The following is a 17,498-nucleotide window of genomic DNA, read 5'->3' as shown; positions in this document are numbered from 1 at the left end:
GATCCGCCTGAACGGGTGAAGAGGCCCTAGCCGATGTAGTCGTAGACCCGGACGTAATCCACGAAGATCTGCACCTGGTCCACGCCGGAGCCGTTGGGGCTGCCGCCGTACCACTCGTCCTTCGCGGCACCGACATGGCCCTGCAGCCCGATGCTCATCGGCCCGGTCGGGATGTTCTCGGTGAAGGTCTTCACGTGCTGGCCGTCCACCAAGAGCGTCAGGCGGCTCGGCGTCCATTCCAGCGTGTAGACATGCCACTGCGAATAGTCGAGATCGAAGAGGTGCGACTCGTAGTGGTCGTCGTGATCGCCACCGGGTCCCTGCCAGTGGTTGGTGAACATCCCCCTCCCCTTCGGGGTTTCCAGGATGTCCACCTCCGGCGGCCAGTGGTCGTTGCTCGCCGGCCAGAGCAGGAAGCACGGCCCGGCGCCCCAGACCACCTCGCTCGCCTTGGCACGGATCTCCACCTTGCCGTAGGTGAAGCTGAAGCCGGGCGCCCACCAGGACGGGATGGTGGCCAGCCCGCCGACGTTCCAAATTCCATCCGCCTGCTTGTCCAGGCTGATCACCAGGTTGCCGTCGGCCACCGATACCTGCGACTTGTCCCAGCGGAAGGCGCCGTTCCAGTACATGCTGCCGCCGTAGAGGATCGGCCATTTCGAGCCGTCCACCGTATTGCCGCTGAACTCGTCGCCCCAGAGCAGGGCGGTGCTGAACTCTCCCTTCGCCGGCGGCGTCACGGGGCCGTCATTCTGCGGCGGCGGCGGGGTGGTGGTGGCGGGCTTGGTGATGCTGAAGCTCGCCGGCCCCTCGCGCTCCAGCGCCAGGCTGGCGCCGGCGACCGCCTGGCCGTTGAAGCTGGCGCCCTCGACGTAGAGGTTGCGGTCGAGCGCCTTGCTGCCGCCCCAGGCGTCGTTGAGGAACACCACCTCGACCTTGTGCGTGCCCGCACCCCAGTCGCCGCGCAGGGTCAGGGTGTCGTGCAGGCCGGAGGCCTTGGTGGCCGAGGCGGTGAAGGTGCCGCCGATCTGCTGGCCGTTGACCTTCACGAGGTACTGCGCGTCGCCGAGGTAGTGGTCCTGGCTGATCTTCAGCACCAGCGCATCGGGGCCGGTGCCGGCGCTGAGCACAGCACCGCTCTTCGCCGGCGGCGGGGTGGTGGCGGCGGGCTTGGTGATGCTGAAGCTCGCCGGCCCCTCGCGCTCCAGCGCCAGGCTGGCGCCGGCGACCGTCTGGCCGTTGAAGCTGGCGCCCTCGACGTAGAGGTTGCGGTCGAGCGCCTTGCTGCCGCCCCAGGCGTCGTTGAGGAACACCACCTCGACCTTGTGCGTGCCCGCACCCCAGTCGCCGCGCAGGGTCAGGGTGTCGTGCAGGCCGGAGGCCCTGGTGGCCGAGGCGGTGAAGGTGCCGCCGATCTGCTGGCCGTTGACCTTCACGAGGTACTGCGCGTCGCCGAGGTAGTGGTCCTGGCTGATCTGCAGCACCAGCGCATCGGGGCCGGTGCCGGCGCTGAGCACAGCACCGCCCTTCGCCGGCGGCGGGGTGGTGGCCGATGCGGCGATGGCGACGCCGCTTGCCGGCGTCCAGATCGGAAGCCCGGCGGAGTCGTACACCGCGCGGCCCTGGCCGGGCCCGCCGTCGCTGGCCAGGCGCCCGTAGCCGTACCCGTAATGCAGCATCCCGCCCGCCGGCAGATCGCCGTCGAAGGTCACCCGCAGCGTGTCGCCGTCGAGGATGGTGGCGGAGGTGGCGTAGAGCGTCTTGCCGCCTGGGACATGCACGCTCCAGCCCACGCCCTTCGCCGCGTCGGGGTGGAGCTTGGCGAAGGCGGCGGCGCCGTCATGCTCCACGTCGATCTCAAGCGTGCGCGCGCCGACCGGCCGTGCCGCCACCACCTTGGGCCCGAGATTGGCGATGTCGCCGCCCGCGAGCGCCATGGGCGAATCGGGCAGTGCGTACTGCGCGAAGGCCTCGGCTATGGAACGGGCGGCCCGGGCGGCGATCACCATCGCATCGGAGGCCGAGATATGGGAGCCGCCGTATTCCCGCGTCGCCGGGTTGCCGTCGTAGTCGTCGTTGTCGATGTCGAGGTCGAGCGCGCGCGCGGCGATGTGGCCGTTGAAGCCGGCATCGGCAGCCAGCGTCTCCATGCCGAGGCGGATCGCCTGGTGCGCGGCGCCGTTACCCCAGTAGGGATGCGCGGAGACGAACATGTAGGGTACCGTCTCGGCACTTTGCCCAAGTGCCTGGCGCACCAGCGCGGCGTCCGCGCGCACTGCAGCGGCCCAGTCCGCGGCCGAGAGGCCGTGGATCGTGCTGTCCGATTCGCTGTGCAGCCAGAAGACCGCGGTCGGGTTGGCGCGCTGCGCCGCGGTCATGTCATGCGCGATGTAGCCGAGCAGGCTTTTGGTCAGGTCGCCCGCGACCCACTGGCCGGAGGCGTCCTTCCGCATCCACTCCTTGAGGAAGGAGGTGCCGCTGTGGACGGTGGAGGTGCTGTCTCCCCAGTCGACATGCACCACCACCCGGTTGGTCACGCCATCGAAGCCGAGAAGCTTCTCGATCTCCTTCCGCATCGCGGTCGGGGCCGCCCAGCCCGCGTGCTGCGCGAACAGCAGGGCGTTGGACTGGCCGCGGATCAATACGTTCAATTCCACCGGAAACCTCTCGGAGTGATCGGGATGGAAGGCGATGGGCGGCCCTGCTCCTTCACAAAACCGCGATCACGTATGTGGAATATTCCTTGACCGTATTTCAACCCTTAATTGATTTTTGTAACTGACATAGATTCGTTCTCCCCGGCGGCATGGCCCGGACACCCCGGCCGGCCGCCGATCCCGCACGCCTCGCCGGCGTTACCGCCCGACAGTCCGGCAGAAGCGGCTTGGCCCGCGAGGCAGCGGCGTGTAGCTGCGCTTCCGGCCCGGCATCCGGCGCCGGGCCGTCACCCCGACCCGCAGGAGGAGGCGCGCGCGTGAAGATCGACGGGATCCACTACCGCAGCGTCTGGGTGGACGAGGATGGCTGGTCGGTGCGCATCTTCGACCAGACCAGGCTGCCCTGGTCGCTCGAGATCCTGCGCCTGACCGACGAGGAGCAGGTGGCGCACGCCATCCGCACCATGCAGACCCGCGGCGCGCCGCTGATCGGCGCGGTGGCGGCCTATGGCGTGGCGCTGGCGCTGCGGCGCGATCCCTCCACCGCTACCCTCGAGCGCGTGGTGGCGATGCTGGGCGCCACCCGGCCCACCGCCATCAACCTGCGCTGGGCGCTCGAGCGGATGCGCGGGGCGCTGCACAACCTCGCGCCGTCCGACCGGGTCGCCGCCGCCTATGCCGAGGCCGCGGCGATCTGCGACGACGACGTCGAGACCTGCCGCGCCATCGGCGCGCACGGCCTGCCGCTGCTGCAGGAGATCGCCGCCCGCAAGCGCCCCGGCGAGGCGGTGAACGTGCTCACCCACTGCAATGCCGGCTGGATCGCGACGGTGGATTACGGGACCGCGCTCTCGCCCGTCTACCAGGCGCACGACCTCGGCCTGCCGGTGCATGTCTGGGTGGACGAGACGCGACCGCGCAACCAGGGCGCGGCCCTGACGGCCTGGGAGCTCGGCCGGCACGGCGTGCCGCACACGGTTGTGGCGGACAATGCCGGCGGGCACCTGATGCAGCACGGGAAGGTGGACATCGTCATCGTCGGCACCGACCGCGTGACGCGGCAGGGCGACGTCGCCAACAAGATCGGCACCTACCTCAAGGCGCTGGCGGCGCGGGACAATGGCGTGCCCTTCTGGGTCGCCCTGCCCCATTCCACCCTCGATCTCCGGGTGCGCGACGGCGTGGCGGAGATCCCGATCGAGGAGCGGGCGGAGGCGGAGGTGACGGAACTGACCGGCCGCACCGCCGACGGGCGGCTGGAGACGGTGCGGGTGGTGGCGGAGGGCAGCCCGGCGGCCAACCCCGCCTTCGATGTCACCCCCGCCCGCCTAGTGACGGGGCTGATCACCGAGCGGGGGCGTTGCGAGGCCTCGGAGGCCGGGCTGCTCTCCCTCTATGGCGAAGAGGCGGGCAGGGAATAGGAGTTGGGCGTCAGCCCTGGTAGGAGTGGGATGCCTCGCCCCGCGCGCCGCCCCGCCGCTCCAGCAGCACGAGGCCGAGGATCAGCAGGCCGCCGGCTAGGCACGCGGCGTAGAAGGCCGCCATCGGGGCCAGCCGGCCCGGCGCGAGCGCATCGCTCAGCAGCAGCGCCACCAGGGCGCAGATCACGGCGAGGGCAGACCCGATCAGGGCGCAGGCGATTCGCTGCATCATGGCAGGGCGACTCTCGGTTCCGGTTCGCCCCCCTTCTCCCCCGCCCGGCGGGCGGCTTCGGGGACAGTTTGGGGCGTTTTCGGGGCATTCGCGGCCTTCACGCCCCGCGCCGGCCGAGCAGCGCCTCCGCGATCGCCAGCCACTCCGCCCCGAGCGGCTCCACCGGCCGGCGGCGGCCCGCCCGCCCATAGTGGTCGGCATTCGCCAGGTCGCCTTCCTGGCGGTGCAGATGCGCGTGCACCCAGGCGCTGTCCGCATCCCCGCCGGCCTGGGCCAGCGCGTGCGCCCGCTCCCAATCCCCCCGCGCCGCCCACCACAGCGCCGCCAGCGGGGCGGGCAGGCCCTCCGGCGGCGCGGCATCGCGGCCGGCGCTGCGCCGCAGCTCCTCAGCCGTCATCGCCCCCTCCCCCGGCGCCCATCCGGCGGTAGGTGAAGCCGGCCTCACCGGCCGCCGCCACCGCCTCGGCCAGCAGGTGGTGATGGGGCGAGAGGGCGCAGGCCGGGTCGGTCGCCGCCGCGTCGCCGGTGAGCGCGAAGGCCTGGCAGCGGCAGCCGCCCCAGTCGATCTCCGCCCGCGCGCAGCCGCGGCAGGGCTCGGGCATCCAGGCGGTGCCGCGGAAGCGGCGGAACGCCTCCGACTCCTCCCAGGCCCAGCGCAGCGACACCGCACGCACATCGGGGAAGTCGAAGCCCGGCAGGCTCTCAGCGGCGTGGCAGGGCAGCACGCGCCCGGCGGGCGAGACGGCGAGGAAGCGCCGTCCCCAGCCGCCCATGCACGCCTTCGGCCGCTTCGCAAAATAATCCGGCACCACGTAGTCGATCACCAGCCGCCCGGCCAGCGCGGCGCGCGCCCGCTCCACCTCCGCCGTCGCGGCGTCGAGCTGCGCGCGGGTCGGCAGCAGCGCCTCGCGGTTGGCGAGCGCCCAGCCGTAGTACTGCACATGCGCCACCTCCAGCCGCGCGGCGCCGAGCTCGACCGCCAGCGCGATCAGCGCCGGCAGCCGGTCGAGGTTCTGGCGGTGCACCACGGCGTTCAGCGTCAGCGGCAGCCCCGCCGCGCGCACCAGGCGCGCCGCCTCGCGCTTGCGCGCATGCGCGCCCGCGGCGCCGGCGATGCGGTCGGCCGGTGCCCCCTCCGCGTCCTGCACCGAGAGCTGGACGTGATCCAGCCCCGCCCCGACCAGCGCGGCCACCTTCGCCGCATCCAGCGTCACCCCGGCGGTGATCAGGTTGGTGTAGAGCCCGGCCTCGGCGGCGGCGCGCACGATCTCGACGATGTCGCGCCGCGCCGTGGGCTCGCCGCCCGAGAGGTGCACCTGCAGGCAGCCGAGCGCCGCCGCCTCGCGGAACACCCGCGCCCAGGTGGCGGTGTCGAGTTCCCGGGCCGGGCGGGTCAGCGCCACGGGGTTGGAGCAGTAGGGGCAGCGCAGCGGGCAGCGATGCGTCAGCTCCGCCAGCAGCGCCAGCGGCGGCTCCACCGCCGGAACAGCATCCTGGCGCATCGCGGCGGCCTCCGCGGTCATGCCGTCACCACCCCCTTCTCCGCCAGCTCCTGCAGCAGCGCCGTCACGTCGGCGGCGATCTCCTCGCGCGGGGCGTCATAGCGCGCGGCGAGGTCGTCCACGATCGCCGCGACGCTGCGCGCGCCGTCGAGCAGCCGCAGCACCTCGAGCGCGGTCTCGTCGGGGACGAACATGCGCTCGGGGCCGAGCACCACCCAGCGGCCGCGCGCCGCGTCCTCGCGCAGCCGCATGCCGCGGGCGAGGCGCGGCACGCTGTCCGGCCCGATCACGGCCGGAACGCCCCGGGCGGCGGCAGGCCGGGGGAGACGTAGGCGAAGTGCAGCGCGTCGAGCTGCGCCCAGAGCAGGTCGCACTTGAAGCGCAGAGCGTCCAGCACCTGCTCCTGCTGCGCGCGCGTGCGCGCCTCGCGCTTCACGTAGTCGAGGGCGAAGGCGACGTCCTGCGGCGCCTGGCTCAGGCGCGGCGTGAAGTAGGCGAGCGTCTCCTCGGTGACGAAGTCGTAGTTGCGCAGCATCCCGGCGACGCGCTGCGAGATGATGGCGGGCGAGAACATCTCGGTCAGCGAGGAGGCGACCGCCTCCAGCACGCTGCGCTCGCGCACGAAGCGCACATAGGCGTCCACCGCGAAGCGCGTCCCCGGCAGCAGGCCGCGCAGCGAGACCACGTAGTCGCGGTCGAGCCCGAGGCCGTCGCACAGCTTGAGCCAGCGCTCCACCCCGCCGGGCGTCACCCCGTCGCCGTCGTGGTCCACCAGGCGGCGGCGCCATTCGCGGCGCAGCGCCGGCGTCGGCAGGCGGGCGAGCAGCGAGGCGTCCTTGGCCGGGATCGAGGCCTGGTAGTAGTAGCGGTTCAGCGCCCAGGCCTGCACCTGCCCCCTGGTCAGCCTGCCGCCATGCAGCAGGTGGTGGAAGGGGTGGTGGACGTGGTAGCGCTCCTCGCCGATGGCGCGCAGCCGCCGCTCCAGCTCCTCGGGCGGGAGGAGGTCCGCCTCTGCCGTCACAGCGCGATCTCCATGCCGTCCTCCGCCACCTCCCAGCCGGCCTCCCGGACCGCCGCGCGCTCGGGGCTGTCCTCCAGCAGGATGGGGTTGGTGTTGTTGATGTGGATCAGGATGCGCCGCCGCACCGGGACATCGGCCAGCGCCGCCAGCGTGCCGCCGGGGCCGCTGAGGCTCATGTGCCCCATGCGCGCGCCGGTCTTGGGGCCGGCGCCGGCCAGGATCATCTCGTCGTCGCTCCAGAGCGTGCCGTCGAACAGCAGGCAGCCCGCGCCGGCGATCCGCGCGCGCAGCCCGGGCGTCATGGCGGCGCAGCCGGGGATGAAGACGAGCGGCGCCTCCGCCCCCGGCGCGCCGATGCGGAGCCCGATCGTCTCTCCCCCCTCGGCGCGGCCGGGATCGCCCCCCTCCTCCTGGAACAGCGGCACCTTGCCGGGCACGGCGAAGGCCTCGACGGCGAGGCCGAGCGGCGCGCCCGCGGCGTCGGCCAGCGCGAGCGGCGCGTCGAGCGGCAGCGCCCGCCGCGGCACCAGGGCGGGGTCGAGCGCGCGGAAGATCGGGTTCGCGTCCAGCACCGCAAGGCTCGCCCCGCTGCCGTAGAGGGCGAAGGGGTGGCGCTCGCGCAGGCTGAGCAGCCCGGCGATGGTATCCACCTCCGCCCCGGTCAGCACCACGGCGGCGATCGGGGAGTGGCGCACGGCGCCCGCGGGCGGGGCGGGATGCAGCGCCGGCGTCGCCTCGATCTGCGCCCTGAGGTCGGGCGAGGCGTTCAGCAGCACCCAGCGCGCCCCGTCGGCGCTGACGGCGAGCCCTGCCTGGGTGCGCCGCCTCGCGCGGGGATCGCCGGCACGCGCGCGCCGGCAGCCGGGCCCGGCGGAGTTCCACTGCGGGAACCCGCCCCCCGCGGCCGAGCCGAGGATGATGGCGCGAAGCGTCATGGCGCGTCCGCACATGGAAAGCCCCGCGGCCGGCCTGCGGCGCGGGGCTTCACGATTCCGCGGGGGGCCGCCTCGCGGCCGCCCGTCGCGCCCTCAGCCGAGTTCGGCGCAGGCGTAGGCGTTGATCTCGAGGCCGAGGGACACCTCGACCACGCGCGGCTTCTTCCAGGCCATGCTCTCCTCCACGGTTGCTGGCGCGGGAGTGAGACTGGCAACGGCCGCGGCTTTCTTCAAGACCGTCCTTGCCGCCCCGGCCCGCGCCCCCATACCCTGCGCCGAACATTGCGGCACCGCCGCATCGGGAGGAGCAGCGATGACCATCAGCACACGCAGGATCGCCCTTGGCCTGGCGGCGGCCTTCGCCCTCGGCGGCGCCGCCCTGGCGCAGCAGCCGCAGCAGGCACCGGCCTGGGCCCAGGGCAGGCCGGACTCCATGGCCGCCTCACCCCTCGCCCCCCACCCCCCGCGCCTCACCGTCACCCCGCCGGAGCAGGTGCCGACGGCCGCCCTGCGCGTGCCGGAGGGCTTCCAGGTGGAGCTCTGGGCGCATGGCATGCCGGGCGCGCGCATGATGGCGCTCGGCGACGACGGCACGGTGTTCGTCGGCACCCGCGTGATCGGCCGCGTCTACGCGGTGAAGGACGAAGGCGGGCAGCGCACGCACCGGATCGTGGCGCAGGGGCTGCGCCAGCCGAACGGCCTCGCCTTCCGCGACGGCAGCCTCTACGTGCTCGCGATCAACGAGGTGTACCGCTACGACGGGATCGAGCGGAACCCGGAGGTGCAGCCGGTCAACCTGACGGAGGCCTTCAACCTGCCGCGCGACGAGCATCACGGCTGGAAATTCGCCGCCTTCGGGCCGGACGGGCGGCTCTACACGAATGTCGGCGTGCCCTGCAACATCTGCGAGTTCGACCGCGACGCCTATGCGCTGATCGTCTCCTTCAACCCAGACGGCTCGGACCGGCGCATCGAGGCCAAGGGCATCCGCAACAGCGTCGGCTTCGACTGGCACCCGCAGACGCGCGAGCTCTGGGCCACCAACAACGGCCGCGACTGGGCCGGCAACGACATGCCGGAGGATACGCTGCACCGCATCCGCCGCAGCGGCGAGGATCACGGCTTCCCCTGGTGCGCGGCCAATTGGCGCGATCCCTTCCTCAGCAGCGGCCCGGCCAATTGCAACGAGTTCGTCGCCCCCGCCGCGCTGCTCGGCCCGCACACCGCCGCGCTCGGCATGCGCTTCTACACGGGCGAGATGTTCCCCGAGCAGTACCGCAACCAGATCTTCATCGCCCGCCGCGGCTCCTGGAACCGCGAGACGCTCGCGGGCTACGACGTGGTGGTGGCGAAGCTCGACGGCGAGGGCCGCGTGACCGCCGTCGAGCCCTTCCTGACCGGGCTGCTGGACGAGGCGAACAACCGCTTCCTCGGCCGCCCCGTGGACGTGCTGCAGCTCCGCGACGGCTCGCTGCTGGTCAGCGACGAGCAGAACGGCGCGATCTACCGCATCTCCCGCGCGCGGTGAGGGCGCGGTTCCTGCTGGCGGCGGCCTTCGCAGCCGCCGCCTTCGCGTCTCCGGCATGGGCGGGCGACCTGCGACGAGGCGAGGCGGCGGCGGAAGCCTGCGCCGCCTGCCACGGGCAGGATGGGCGCTCGCAGATGCCGGGCGTGCCCTCGCTCGCGGGCATGCCGGCGGAGTTCACCGTCCTGCAGATGATCCTGTTCCGCGAGGGTCTGCGGAACGCGGCGCCGATGACCGAACTCGCCCGCGGCCTTTCGGATGCCGAGATCGAGGCACTGGCCGCCTGGTACGCCGCCCTGCCGCCCGGCCCGCCCGACGACCTTCCGCCGCGCGACCCGGCGCTGGCCGAGCGCGGCAGGGCGCTCTCGGCGCGGCACAATTGCGGCGTCTGCCACCTGCCCGACTACCGCGGCCGGGCGCAGATGCCGCGCCTCGCCGCGCAGCGCGAGGACTACCTGATCCATGCGCTGACCGAGTACCGCGACAACCGGCGCGTCGGCACCGACACGCAGATGAACGGCATCATGTACGGCATGCCGGACGAGGACATCGCCGCCCTCGCGCACTACCTCGCGCACGCGCCCTGAACCGCCCCGTTGCGCCAGCGTGCGGCCGCGGCGATGCTGCCGGCCGGAGGACCGCCATGACCGCACATCCCGCCCGCCCGCTCGCCCTCATGCTCGCGGCCGCGGCCCTGCCCCGGCCCGCATCGGCGCATCACGCGATGGACGGCGCGGCGCCCGGAAGCTGGGCCGAGGGGCTGCTGTCGGGCCTGGCGCACCCGGTGATCGGCCTCGACCACCTGGCCTTCGTGGTGGCGGCGGGCGTGTTGGCGGCGACGGTGGGGCGCGCCGGGCGGGCGCTGCCGCTGCTCTTCCTCGGTGCCGGGCTGGCGGGGACGCTGCTGCATCTCGGCGGCATCGGCCTTGGGCCGGTGGAGGCCGCGGTCGCCCTCTCGGCACTGGCCGCCGGGGCGCTGCTGCTCCGCCGCGGGCCCGCGCCCCCGGCGCCGGCGCTGGCCGGGCTGTTCGGCCTCGCCGGACTGTTCCACGGCCACGCCTATGCCGAGGCAGTGGTGGGGGCGCAGGCCGGGCCGATCCTCGCCTACCTGGCCGGCCTGCTGGCGGTGCAGGCGGCGATCGCCTATGGCGCGATGGCGCTGGCCCGGCGCGCCGGCGAAGGCGCGCGGCTGCGCCGCTGGGCCGGCGCCTCCGCCTGCGTCGTCGGCGCCGTGGCCGGGGCGCTGGCGCTGCTGGCCTGACGCCGGCGGGCGGGACGGCAACAAGCGCCTCATCCGGCAGGGCAGGTCGGCGGGCGCGCCGCTCAGCCCGGGGTGATGTTGGCGAGGCGGATCACCTCCGCCCATTTGGCGATCTCGGCGCGGATGAAGGCGGTTGCCTGCTCGGGGTCGAGGGCCAGCACGCGGGCGCCCATCTCGGTGAAGCGGCGATGCGTCTCGCTGCCCGGTGCAAGCACCCCGCGCACCGCCTCCGACAGCCGCCGCACCCGCTCCGGCGGCGTGGCGGCGGGCGCCAGCAGCGAGTACCAGTTCTCCACCTCCACCCCGGGCGCGCCGGCCTCCGCCGTGGTCGGCACCTCGGGCAGCACGGCGGAGCGCTCCTTCGCGGTAACGCAGAGCGCGCGGAACTTGCCCTCCCGGATGTGCGGCAGCAGCACCGGCACGTCGAGGAAGCACATGTCGATCTCCCCGCCGAGCATGGCGGTGATCACCGGCGCGGCGCCGCGATAGGCGACATGCGTCAGGTCCACGCCGGTGCGCAGCTTCAGCAGTTCCGCCGCGAGGTGCGGCGTGCCGCCGGGGCCGGTGGAGGCGAAGGTGAGGCGTCCGGGCCGGCGGTGCGCCTCCGCGAGCAGCGCCGCCAGCGTCTCCGGTCCGTTCGGGCGCACGACGAGGACGGAGGGCGTCGCCGCCATGATCGTCACCGGCGCCAGGTCGCGCAGCGTGTCGTAGGGCATGTTCGGCAGCAGCGAGATGTTCACCGCCACCGCCCCGGTCGAGCCGACGGCGATGGTGTGCCCGTCGGGCGGGGACTTCGCCACCGCGTCGATGCCGATGTTGCCGCCGGCGCCGGAGCGGTTCTCCACGATCACCTGCTGGCCGAGCGGCCCGGTGAGCGCCTGCGCCATGATGCGGGCATAGGTGTCCACCGGCCCACCCGGCGGGAAGGGGACGACGAAGCGGATCGGGCGGTCGGGCCAGCCCTGCGCCCGGGCCCGCGGCGCGGCCCCCAATGCCAGCCCGAGCGCGGCCAGGCCACGGCGTGTCGTGCGCATCCCTTCCTCCCCCGCATCCTTGCCGCCGAGCTTAGCGCCCGATCCGTGAAGGCGGAATCGCCGGAACGGTGACCCGGCCGCCCAGGGAAGGGCGGAAGCGTGATCCGCCAAAGCGGATCACGCTGCGGCGCGGGGCGGGGCGAAGGCGGACGGCGCCGGTCCTCAGCCGCAGCGGTGATGCCCGGCGCCGGGGATCGGCGCCGGCATCAGGATGCCGAGCAGGGCGAAGCCCGCCGCGCCGCGGGGCTCGACCACCAGCGCCGCGCCCTCCGGGAAGGCGCGGCCGCCCACCGCCTCGCCGGCGACCATGATGGCCGGCGTGCGGTGGCCGACCAGCACGCGGTTGGCGCCGGGCGGCACCGCCTCGCCGAGCAGCCTCCGATGCGCCTCCAGCACCTCGGCGAGGCGCGACCCGGCATAGTCGTCGGCGAGCAGGGCGTCGGTTACCCGCACCCGCTCCGCGCCGAAGGCGATCTCGGCGGTGTCGCGGGCGCGATAGACCGGGCCGGCGAGCACGGGGAAGGCGATGGGGATGCCAAGCTCCGCCAGCCGCGCGCCGATCCGCGCCGATTGCGCGCGGCCGGCGGCGGAGAGGTTGCGCTGCCCCGCCCGGTCGCCGAGGCGATAGCTGCGGTCGCAGGGCTCGCCGGTGGTGTCGGCGTGGCGGAAATAGAGCACGAGCCCGCCCTCGCGCAGCCGCGCCACCAGCGCCTGGCCGGCCGGTTCGGTGTCGGCGACCGGCACCAGCCGTTCCGCGGCGAGCGCCGGGCCGGCGAGAAAGGGGACGAGAAGGAGAAGACGGCGGGCGGGGTCCATGCCCCCGATCTGGGCGCCGCCGCCCGCCAGGGAAGGGGCGGGGCCGCGCCCCGCCCCGCCGCGGGTCAGAGCCCGGCCTGGGTGACGAACTTCGTGTTCAGATAGGCTTCGATCGCCTCCGACCCGCCCTCGGAACCGTAGCCGCTGTCCTTCACGCCGCCGAAGGGCACTTCCGGCAGGGCGAGGCCGAGGTGGTTGATCGTCATCATCCCGCTTTCGACCTTCGAGGCGATCGCGGTCGCGGTCTTGGCCGAACGGGTGAAGGCGTAGGCGGCGAGGCCGTAGGGCAGGCGGTTCGCCTCCTCCACCACCTCGTCGAAGTCGCGGAAGGGGGCGATCATGGCGACGGGGCCGAAGGGCTCCTCGTTCATCATGCGCGCCTCCCTGCTGACGCCGGTGAGCACGGTGGGGGCGTAGAAGTACCCCTTGTTGCCGATGCGCTCGCCGCCCGTCAGCACCTCCGCGCCCTTCTGCCGGGCGTCGGCGACCAGCGATTCCACCCAGGGGATGCGGCGGTCATGCGCGAGCGGGCCCATCTGCGTGCCCTCCTCGAGCCCGTTGCCGACCTTCACCGTCTTCGCGGCGGCGACGAACTTCTCCACGAAGGGCTCGTAGAGCTTCTCCTGGATCAGGAAGCGCGTCGGCGAGACGCAGACCTGGCCGGCGTTGCGGAACTTCGCCCCGGCCAGCGTGCGCGCCGCGTGGTCGAGGTCGGCATCGTCGAAGACGATCGCCGGCGCGTGGCCGCCGAGCTCCATCGTCACCCGCTTCATGTGCTGCCCGGCCAGCGCCGCGAGCTGCTTGCCCACCGGCGTCGAGCCGGTGAAGGTCACCTTGCGGATGACCGGATGCGGGATGAGGTATTCGCTGATCTCCGCCGGCACGCCATAGACCAGGTTGGCGACGCCTGCGGGCAGCCCGGCATCGGCGAAGGCGCGGATCAGCTCGGCCGGGGAGGCCGGCGTCTCCTCCGGCGCCTTGACGATGATGGAGCATCCGGTGGCCACCGCCGCCGAGAGCTTGCGCACCACCTGGTTGATCGGGAAGTTCCAGGGCGTGAAGGCGGCGACGGGGCCGACCGGCTCCTTGATGACGAGCTGGTAGACGCCCTCGGCGCGCGCCGGAATGACGCGGCCATAGGCGCGGCGCGCCTCCTCGGCGAACCAGTCGATGAGGTCGGCGCCGGCCAGCACCTCCATCCTCGCCTCGGCCAGCGGCTTGCCCTGCTCCATGGTCAGGATCCGCGCCACCTCGTCGGCGCGGGAGCGGAAGATGTCGGCGGCCTTGCGCATCAGCTTGGCGCGCTCGTAGGCGGAAACCTTCCGCCAGGCGGCGAAGCCCTTCTCCGCGGCGGCCAGCGCCTCGTCGAGATCGACCCTGGAGGCGTGCGCCACCTGCCCGATCACCTCCTCGGTCGCCGGGTTGATCACGGCGAGCGTGCGGTTGCCGCTGGCCGGGCGCCACTTGCCGTCGATGTAGAGCTGGACATTCGGGTAGGACATGGCGGTCTCCTCCTGGGCCGGTGCGTGGCCGGCCGGTGGTCGGCCCGGCACTTTGGCCGTGCGGCCGGCGGCGGGCAATGGGGGGTCAGGGGGGAGCGGCGCCCCGCGCCCGCCCCGCGACCAGCGCCGCCAGCGCGTCGTGCTGCACCGCCACCTCCGCCGCGTAGCGCAGCGCCAGCAGGCGGGAGGCGCGGGCAAGCTCGGCGCGGAAGGCCGCGCTCGCCGCGTGCTCGCGCATCAGCGCCACCAGCGCCGGCACGTCCGCCGCCCGGTGGCCGGGATGCTCGGCGGGCAGGCCGGCGAAGGCGTCGCGCGTGCCGAGCACCGGGCGGCCGTGCATCAGCGCCTCCACCGTCTTGATCTTCAGCCCCGTCCCGCCGGTCATCGGGTTCACCACGCAGCCGACGGCGCGGTAGAACGCCGCCGCCTCCGGCAGCGGATCGAGCAGCAGCGGGCGGGAGCGCAGGCGCAGATCGCGCCGGCGCAGGATGCTGCCGGCGAGCAGCCAGTCGAGCTCCGGCGCCTCGGCCAGCGCCGCGTCCAGCGCCCGCACCGAGCCGGTGTTCCAGGGGTTGGCGCTGCCGAGATAGCCGAAGCTGGCCCGGGGGGCGGGCGGCGCCCCGGCCTCGGCGAGGAAGGGCGGCGGCGGCGCGTGGCCGAGCGTCAGCACCGCCCGCGCCCCGCGCGCCCTGAGCACCGCCGCCTCCTCCGCCTGGATCGCCAGCACCAGCTCGGCGCGGGCGAGACCCCTCGCCTCCTCCTCCGGCGTGGTGAAGAACCAGGAGGGATCGAGTCCCTCCGCCCGCGCGGCGTGGTGGCGGTCGCCGAAGACGTCGTGGGTGTCGAGGATGCGCAGCGCCTCCCCCGCCCCTTCCAGGGCGCGGGACATCCAGACGTAGTTCACCACCACCGCGTCATAGCGGCGGCGGCGCTGCAGGACGGCGACCCGCTCCACCAGGCCTTCCGGGCACCAGTCGTCGAGCCCCCAGGCCCCGGGGAAGCGCGGCTCGGGCAGGGGCGGGGCGTGGTGGAGGTGCAGCACCGGCCAGAAGGCGGCCATCGCCTCGCGCTGCGCATCCTGGAGCCCCTCCAGCGTGTGGTAGAGGAACTCGCACAGGATGCCGCGCGCCGCCATCTCCTGCCCGAAGGCGACGAGGCGCGCCGCATTGCCCTGGTCGGGCGGGTGCGAGGCGATGGGCGAGACGACCAGCAGCCGCGGCGGGCGGGTCACGGGCCGATCTCCACCCGCCGCACCCGCGGCGTCGTGGCGCCGGCGAGGCCGAGCACCGCCGGCCGCACCCCGCCGGGAGGCAGGCGCGCCTCCAGCACTCCCTCGCCCGCCGCCTCGGCCGGGTGGGGCGCCCCGTCCAGGAACAGCGCCGGCAATGGACCGCCCGGCGCCAGGATAACGCGCAGGCCGAGCGGGCGGGGCGGCAGGCAGCCGAGCAGCAGGCGCAGCCTTCCCTCCGCCGCGGCGTCGGCGATCAGCGCCTCCCCCTCCAGCGCCGCCCTCGCCTCCACCGCCCCGGCGAGCAGGGTGAGGGTGGCGAGGCGCGGCGAAACCCGGCGCGTGCCGCACTCGGCGCCAAGGGCGCGGGCCGCCGCCTCCAGCGCCGCCAGCAGCGCGGGCAGGCGCTCCTCCTCCGTCAGCAGCAGGTCGAGCCGCTCGAAGGGTGCCGGCGCGCCCGCCAGCAGGATGATCCGCGCCCACCCCCCTTCCGGCGCGGCGCGGGCCAGCACCAGCGTCCCGCCCGCGAGCCAGGGGGCCGGATCGGCGGCGGCGCCGAGCACCACCAGCCGCGCCGCCGCGCCGCCCCAGGCCTCCGGCGCCCCGGCGGCGAGGGCGGCATCCGTCGCCGGGTCGAAGCCGAAGAGCGGCCGCCCGCCCTGGCGGAAGCGGCGGAGCAGGGCGCGCTCCGGCCCCGGCAGCGCGGCGGGCGCGGCCGCGCCGCAGCGCGCCCCGGCCAGCCAGGGATAGAGGCCGCCCTCCGCCAGCGCCGCATCCAGCACGGCAAGGCCCGGCAGGGCGTGGCGCAGCAGCGCCGCCAGCAGCGGCGCGGCGTTCAGCCCCGCCATGGCAGGTCGAGTTCCAGCAGCAGCCCCGGCTGCGCCGGCGGCGCCTGCACGCGCAGCCGCCGCAGCGCCGCCCAGGGCGGCAGCAGCGCCGGCACGAGTCCTGGCCGGTCGAGCGTCAGCGCCGCCAGCGCCGCAAGGTCGGGCACCGCCAGCAGCAGCCGGCACGGCCCGGCGTGCGGGGCCAGCGCCGCCTCCACCTCGGCCGGGCGCAGCGCCGGGCCGGCCTCCAGCACCAGGAGGGGCGCCGCCCCGGCCGGGGGCGGCGCCACCACCGGGCGCTCGCGCGAGGCCTCGATGACCTCGCGGTAGGCCGCGGCCACGGCGGGCAGCGCCATCTCCCGCGCCGCGAATTCCCGCCCGGCGGCGCCGATGCGCCGTGCCAGCGCCCTCTCCCGCGCCAGCGCCGCCAGCGCCGCGGCCAGCGCCGGGACCGCGCCGGCGAGCGGGATGTGCAGCACCGCCTCCCGCGGCAGCTCGGCATAGGCGCCGGTGTCGGAGACCAGGCAGCAGGTGCCGGCGGCGAGGCCGCGCGCCAGCGCGCCGGAACTCTCCCCGAAGGAGGGGAAGCGCAGGCACAGCAGCGCGTCGGCGGCGGCGATGTGCTCGTCCAGCGCCGCCTGCGGCAGCCAGCCGGTGACGCGGGCGCAAGGGCGCAGCGCCTCGCGCCCGGCGATGCGGGCGGAGAGGGGGAATTCCTCCGGCCGCTCCGCCCCGGCATGCACCCAGCGCAGCGCCGCGCCCGCGGCGAGCGCGCGCTCCAGCGCCTCGATCACCCAGTCGAGGCGCTTGGCGGCGGTGGCGAAGCCGGCGGTGACCACCAGCACATCCTCCTCCGCGATGCCGAGCCGCGCCCGCGCCGCCGCCCGCTCCGGCATCGCCGCGGCGGGCAGCGGGTGCGGCACCACCGCGACATGGCCGGTGCGGGCCTCGCCATGCAAGGCGCGCAGACGCCCCAGGGCGAAGCGGGAATGCACCACCACCGCGCGGGAGCGCGCCAGCACCTCCCCCGCCAGGTCGAACAGCAGGTGGTTGGCGCGGGTGCAGAGGCCGTGGTCGCGCAGGTGGCGCGCGAAGGGCGCCAGCGCCGGCGTGGCCCCCGCCATGCCGGCGAGGATCCGCTCCACCCCCTCCCCCGCCGCCTCGTGCAGATGCAGCAGGCCGGGATCGTGCAGCGTCGTCACGCCGGGGTGGCGGCGCAGCGCCTGCAGCACGAAGCCATGCTGCGGGTTGTTGCCGAGCTGGTGCAGCACCCGCCCGCCGGGAGCGATGCGTCGGTGGGCCAGCGCCGGGTCGAGCACCGCGACGCCGGGGGGCGCCTCGGCCAGCCAGTCCTCGCAGGCGGCGGCGCAGTCGTAATGCGCGGTGAGGGCGCCGAGCAGCAGGGCGGCATAGTCGGCGATGCCGTTTCGCGCCGGCGGCAGCGGGGTGAACGCCGTCAGCGCGTCGCGCGCGGTCATGTCATCCTGCCCCGCCATCACTACCGGCGGTAGCGCGCGGCGGAGGCAATTGTCCAGTG

General features: G+C 74.6%; 18 protein-coding genes. 4 read left to right on the top strand and 14 right to left on the bottom strand.

The genetic code is table 11. The features are described from left to right. Window positions 1–26: 26 nt before the first annotated feature. Window positions 27–2,657: a carbohydrate-binding domain-containing protein gene (locus ET526_RS03575; protein WP_135466280.1), complete on the bottom strand. Its 2,631-nt coding sequence runs from the start codon at window positions 2,655–2,657 to the stop codon at window positions 27–29. Window positions 2,658–2,974: 317 nt separating this feature from the next. On the opposite strand from ET526_RS03575, the gene mtnA reads away from it, so the two are divergent. Further along, window positions 2,975–4,078 carry an S-methyl-5-thioribose-1-phosphate isomerase gene (gene mtnA / locus ET526_RS03570; RefSeq protein ID WP_135466279.1) on the top strand — a complete coding sequence of 368 codons (1,104 nt, stop codon included), beginning with the start codon at window positions 2,975–2,977 and terminating at the stop codon, window positions 4,076–4,078. Between the two features lie 10 nt (window positions 4,079–4,088). Here the strand turns inward: mtnA and ET526_RS03565 are convergent, their stop codons facing one another. From ET526_RS03565 to pqqA, 7 genes are all read right to left on the bottom strand, one after another. Next, window positions 4,089–4,310, bottom strand: coding sequence for a hypothetical protein (locus ET526_RS03565; RefSeq protein WP_135466278.1), 222 nt, complete (start codon window positions 4,308–4,310; stop codon window positions 4,089–4,091). Between the two features lie 97 nt (window positions 4,311–4,407). Next, the gene (locus ET526_RS03560; protein WP_135466277.1) at window positions 4,408–4,707 is read right to left on the bottom strand and encodes a hypothetical protein; all 300 of its coding nucleotides are present in this window, start codon (window positions 4,705–4,707) and stop codon (window positions 4,408–4,410) included. Continuing rightward, window positions 4,697–5,833, bottom strand: a complete 1,137-nt coding sequence (gene pqqE, locus ET526_RS03555; RefSeq protein ID WP_135466276.1) for a pyrroloquinoline quinone biosynthesis protein PqqE — start codon at window positions 5,831–5,833, stop codon at window positions 4,697–4,699. The genes ET526_RS03560 and pqqE overlap by 11 nt, the downstream gene beginning before the upstream one ends. Next, window positions 5,830–6,102: a pyrroloquinoline quinone biosynthesis peptide chaperone PqqD gene (gene pqqD / locus ET526_RS03550; RefSeq protein WP_240048232.1), complete on the bottom strand. Its 273-nt coding sequence runs from the start codon at window positions 6,100–6,102 to the stop codon at window positions 5,830–5,832. The genes pqqE and pqqD overlap by 4 nt, the downstream gene beginning before the upstream one ends. Beyond that, window positions 6,099–6,833 carry a pyrroloquinoline-quinone synthase PqqC gene (pqqC, locus tag ET526_RS03545; protein WP_135466275.1) on the bottom strand — a complete coding sequence of 245 codons (735 nt, stop codon included), beginning with the start codon at window positions 6,831–6,833 and terminating at the stop codon, window positions 6,099–6,101. Before pqqC ends, pqqD begins: the two co-directional genes overlap by 4 nt. After that, window positions 6,830–7,768 (bottom strand): pyrroloquinoline quinone biosynthesis protein PqqB, encoded by a 939-nt coding sequence (pqqB, locus tag ET526_RS03540; protein WP_135466274.1) that lies wholly within the window; start codon window positions 7,766–7,768, stop codon window positions 6,830–6,832. Before pqqB ends, pqqC begins: the two co-directional genes overlap by 4 nt. 93 nt (window positions 7,769–7,861) lie before the next feature. Next, entirely contained in the window at window positions 7,862–7,954 is a 93-nt protein-coding gene (pqqA, locus tag ET526_RS03535) for a pyrroloquinoline quinone precursor peptide PqqA (RefSeq protein ID WP_204623462.1), read from the bottom strand. Between the two features lie 127 nt (window positions 7,955–8,081). Between pqqA and ET526_RS03530 the strand changes: the two genes are divergently transcribed. Genes ET526_RS03530 through ET526_RS03520 form a run of 3 tightly spaced genes read left to right on the top strand, consistent with a single transcriptional unit; the run spans window position 8,082 to window position 10,554 of the window. Next, window positions 8,082–9,296 (top strand): PQQ-dependent sugar dehydrogenase, encoded by a 1,215-nt coding sequence (locus tag ET526_RS03530; protein WP_192898648.1) that lies wholly within the window; start codon window positions 8,082–8,084, stop codon window positions 9,294–9,296. Then, a complete protein-coding gene (locus ET526_RS03525; protein ID WP_338025314.1) occupies window positions 9,293–9,880 on the top strand; it encodes a c-type cytochrome in 588 nt (195 codons plus the stop codon). The genes ET526_RS03530 and ET526_RS03525 overlap by 4 nt, the downstream gene beginning before the upstream one ends. A gap of 56 nt (window positions 9,881–9,936) precedes the next feature. Beyond that, on the top strand, window positions 9,937–10,554 hold the full coding sequence (locus tag ET526_RS03520) for a HupE/UreJ family protein (protein WP_204623461.1): 618 nt from the start codon (window positions 9,937–9,939) through the stop codon (window positions 10,552–10,554). A 62-nt stretch (window positions 10,555–10,616) separates the two neighbouring features. Here ET526_RS03520 and ET526_RS03515 read toward each other — a convergent pair whose 3' ends face one another. The 6 genes from ET526_RS03515 to ET526_RS03490 form a co-directional block, all read right to left on the bottom strand. Continuing rightward, the gene (locus ET526_RS03515) at window positions 10,617–11,588 is read right to left on the bottom strand and encodes a Bug family tripartite tricarboxylate transporter substrate binding protein (RefSeq protein ID WP_240048231.1); all 972 of its coding nucleotides are present in this window, start codon (window positions 11,586–11,588) and stop codon (window positions 10,617–10,619) included. Between the two features lie 162 nt (window positions 11,589–11,750). Next, complete coding sequence (locus tag ET526_RS03510; protein WP_135466272.1) at window positions 11,751–12,404, bottom strand: histidine phosphatase family protein; 654 nt, start codon at window positions 12,402–12,404, stop codon at window positions 11,751–11,753. 65 nt (window positions 12,405–12,469) lie between these two features. Then, a complete protein-coding gene (locus ET526_RS03505; RefSeq protein WP_135466271.1) occupies window positions 12,470–13,906 on the bottom strand; it encodes an NAD-dependent succinate-semialdehyde dehydrogenase in 1,437 nt (478 codons plus the stop codon). A gap of 85 nt (window positions 13,907–13,991) precedes the next feature. Further along, window positions 13,992–15,137 (bottom strand): glycosyltransferase family protein, encoded by a 1,146-nt coding sequence (locus ET526_RS03500; protein ID WP_135466270.1) that lies wholly within the window; start codon window positions 15,135–15,137, stop codon window positions 13,992–13,994. Then, window positions 15,134–15,982 (bottom strand): hypothetical protein, encoded by an 849-nt coding sequence (locus ET526_RS03495; protein ID WP_135466269.1) that lies wholly within the window; start codon window positions 15,980–15,982, stop codon window positions 15,134–15,136. Before ET526_RS03495 ends, ET526_RS03500 begins: the two co-directional genes overlap by 4 nt. Next, a complete protein-coding gene (locus ET526_RS03490; RefSeq protein WP_158295481.1) occupies window positions 15,970–17,439 on the bottom strand; it encodes a glycosyltransferase in 1,470 nt (489 codons plus the stop codon). Before ET526_RS03490 ends, ET526_RS03495 begins: the two co-directional genes overlap by 13 nt. Window positions 17,440–17,498 lie beyond the last annotated feature (59 nt).

Source organism: Crenalkalicoccus roseus, from assembly GCF_004761865.1.
GTDB lineage: Bacteria > Pseudomonadota > Alphaproteobacteria > Acetobacterales > Acetobacteraceae > Crenalkalicoccus > Crenalkalicoccus roseus.
The sequence above is the reverse complement of the archived record's forward strand: the minus strand, read 5'-3'. Positions and strand labels throughout refer to the sequence as shown.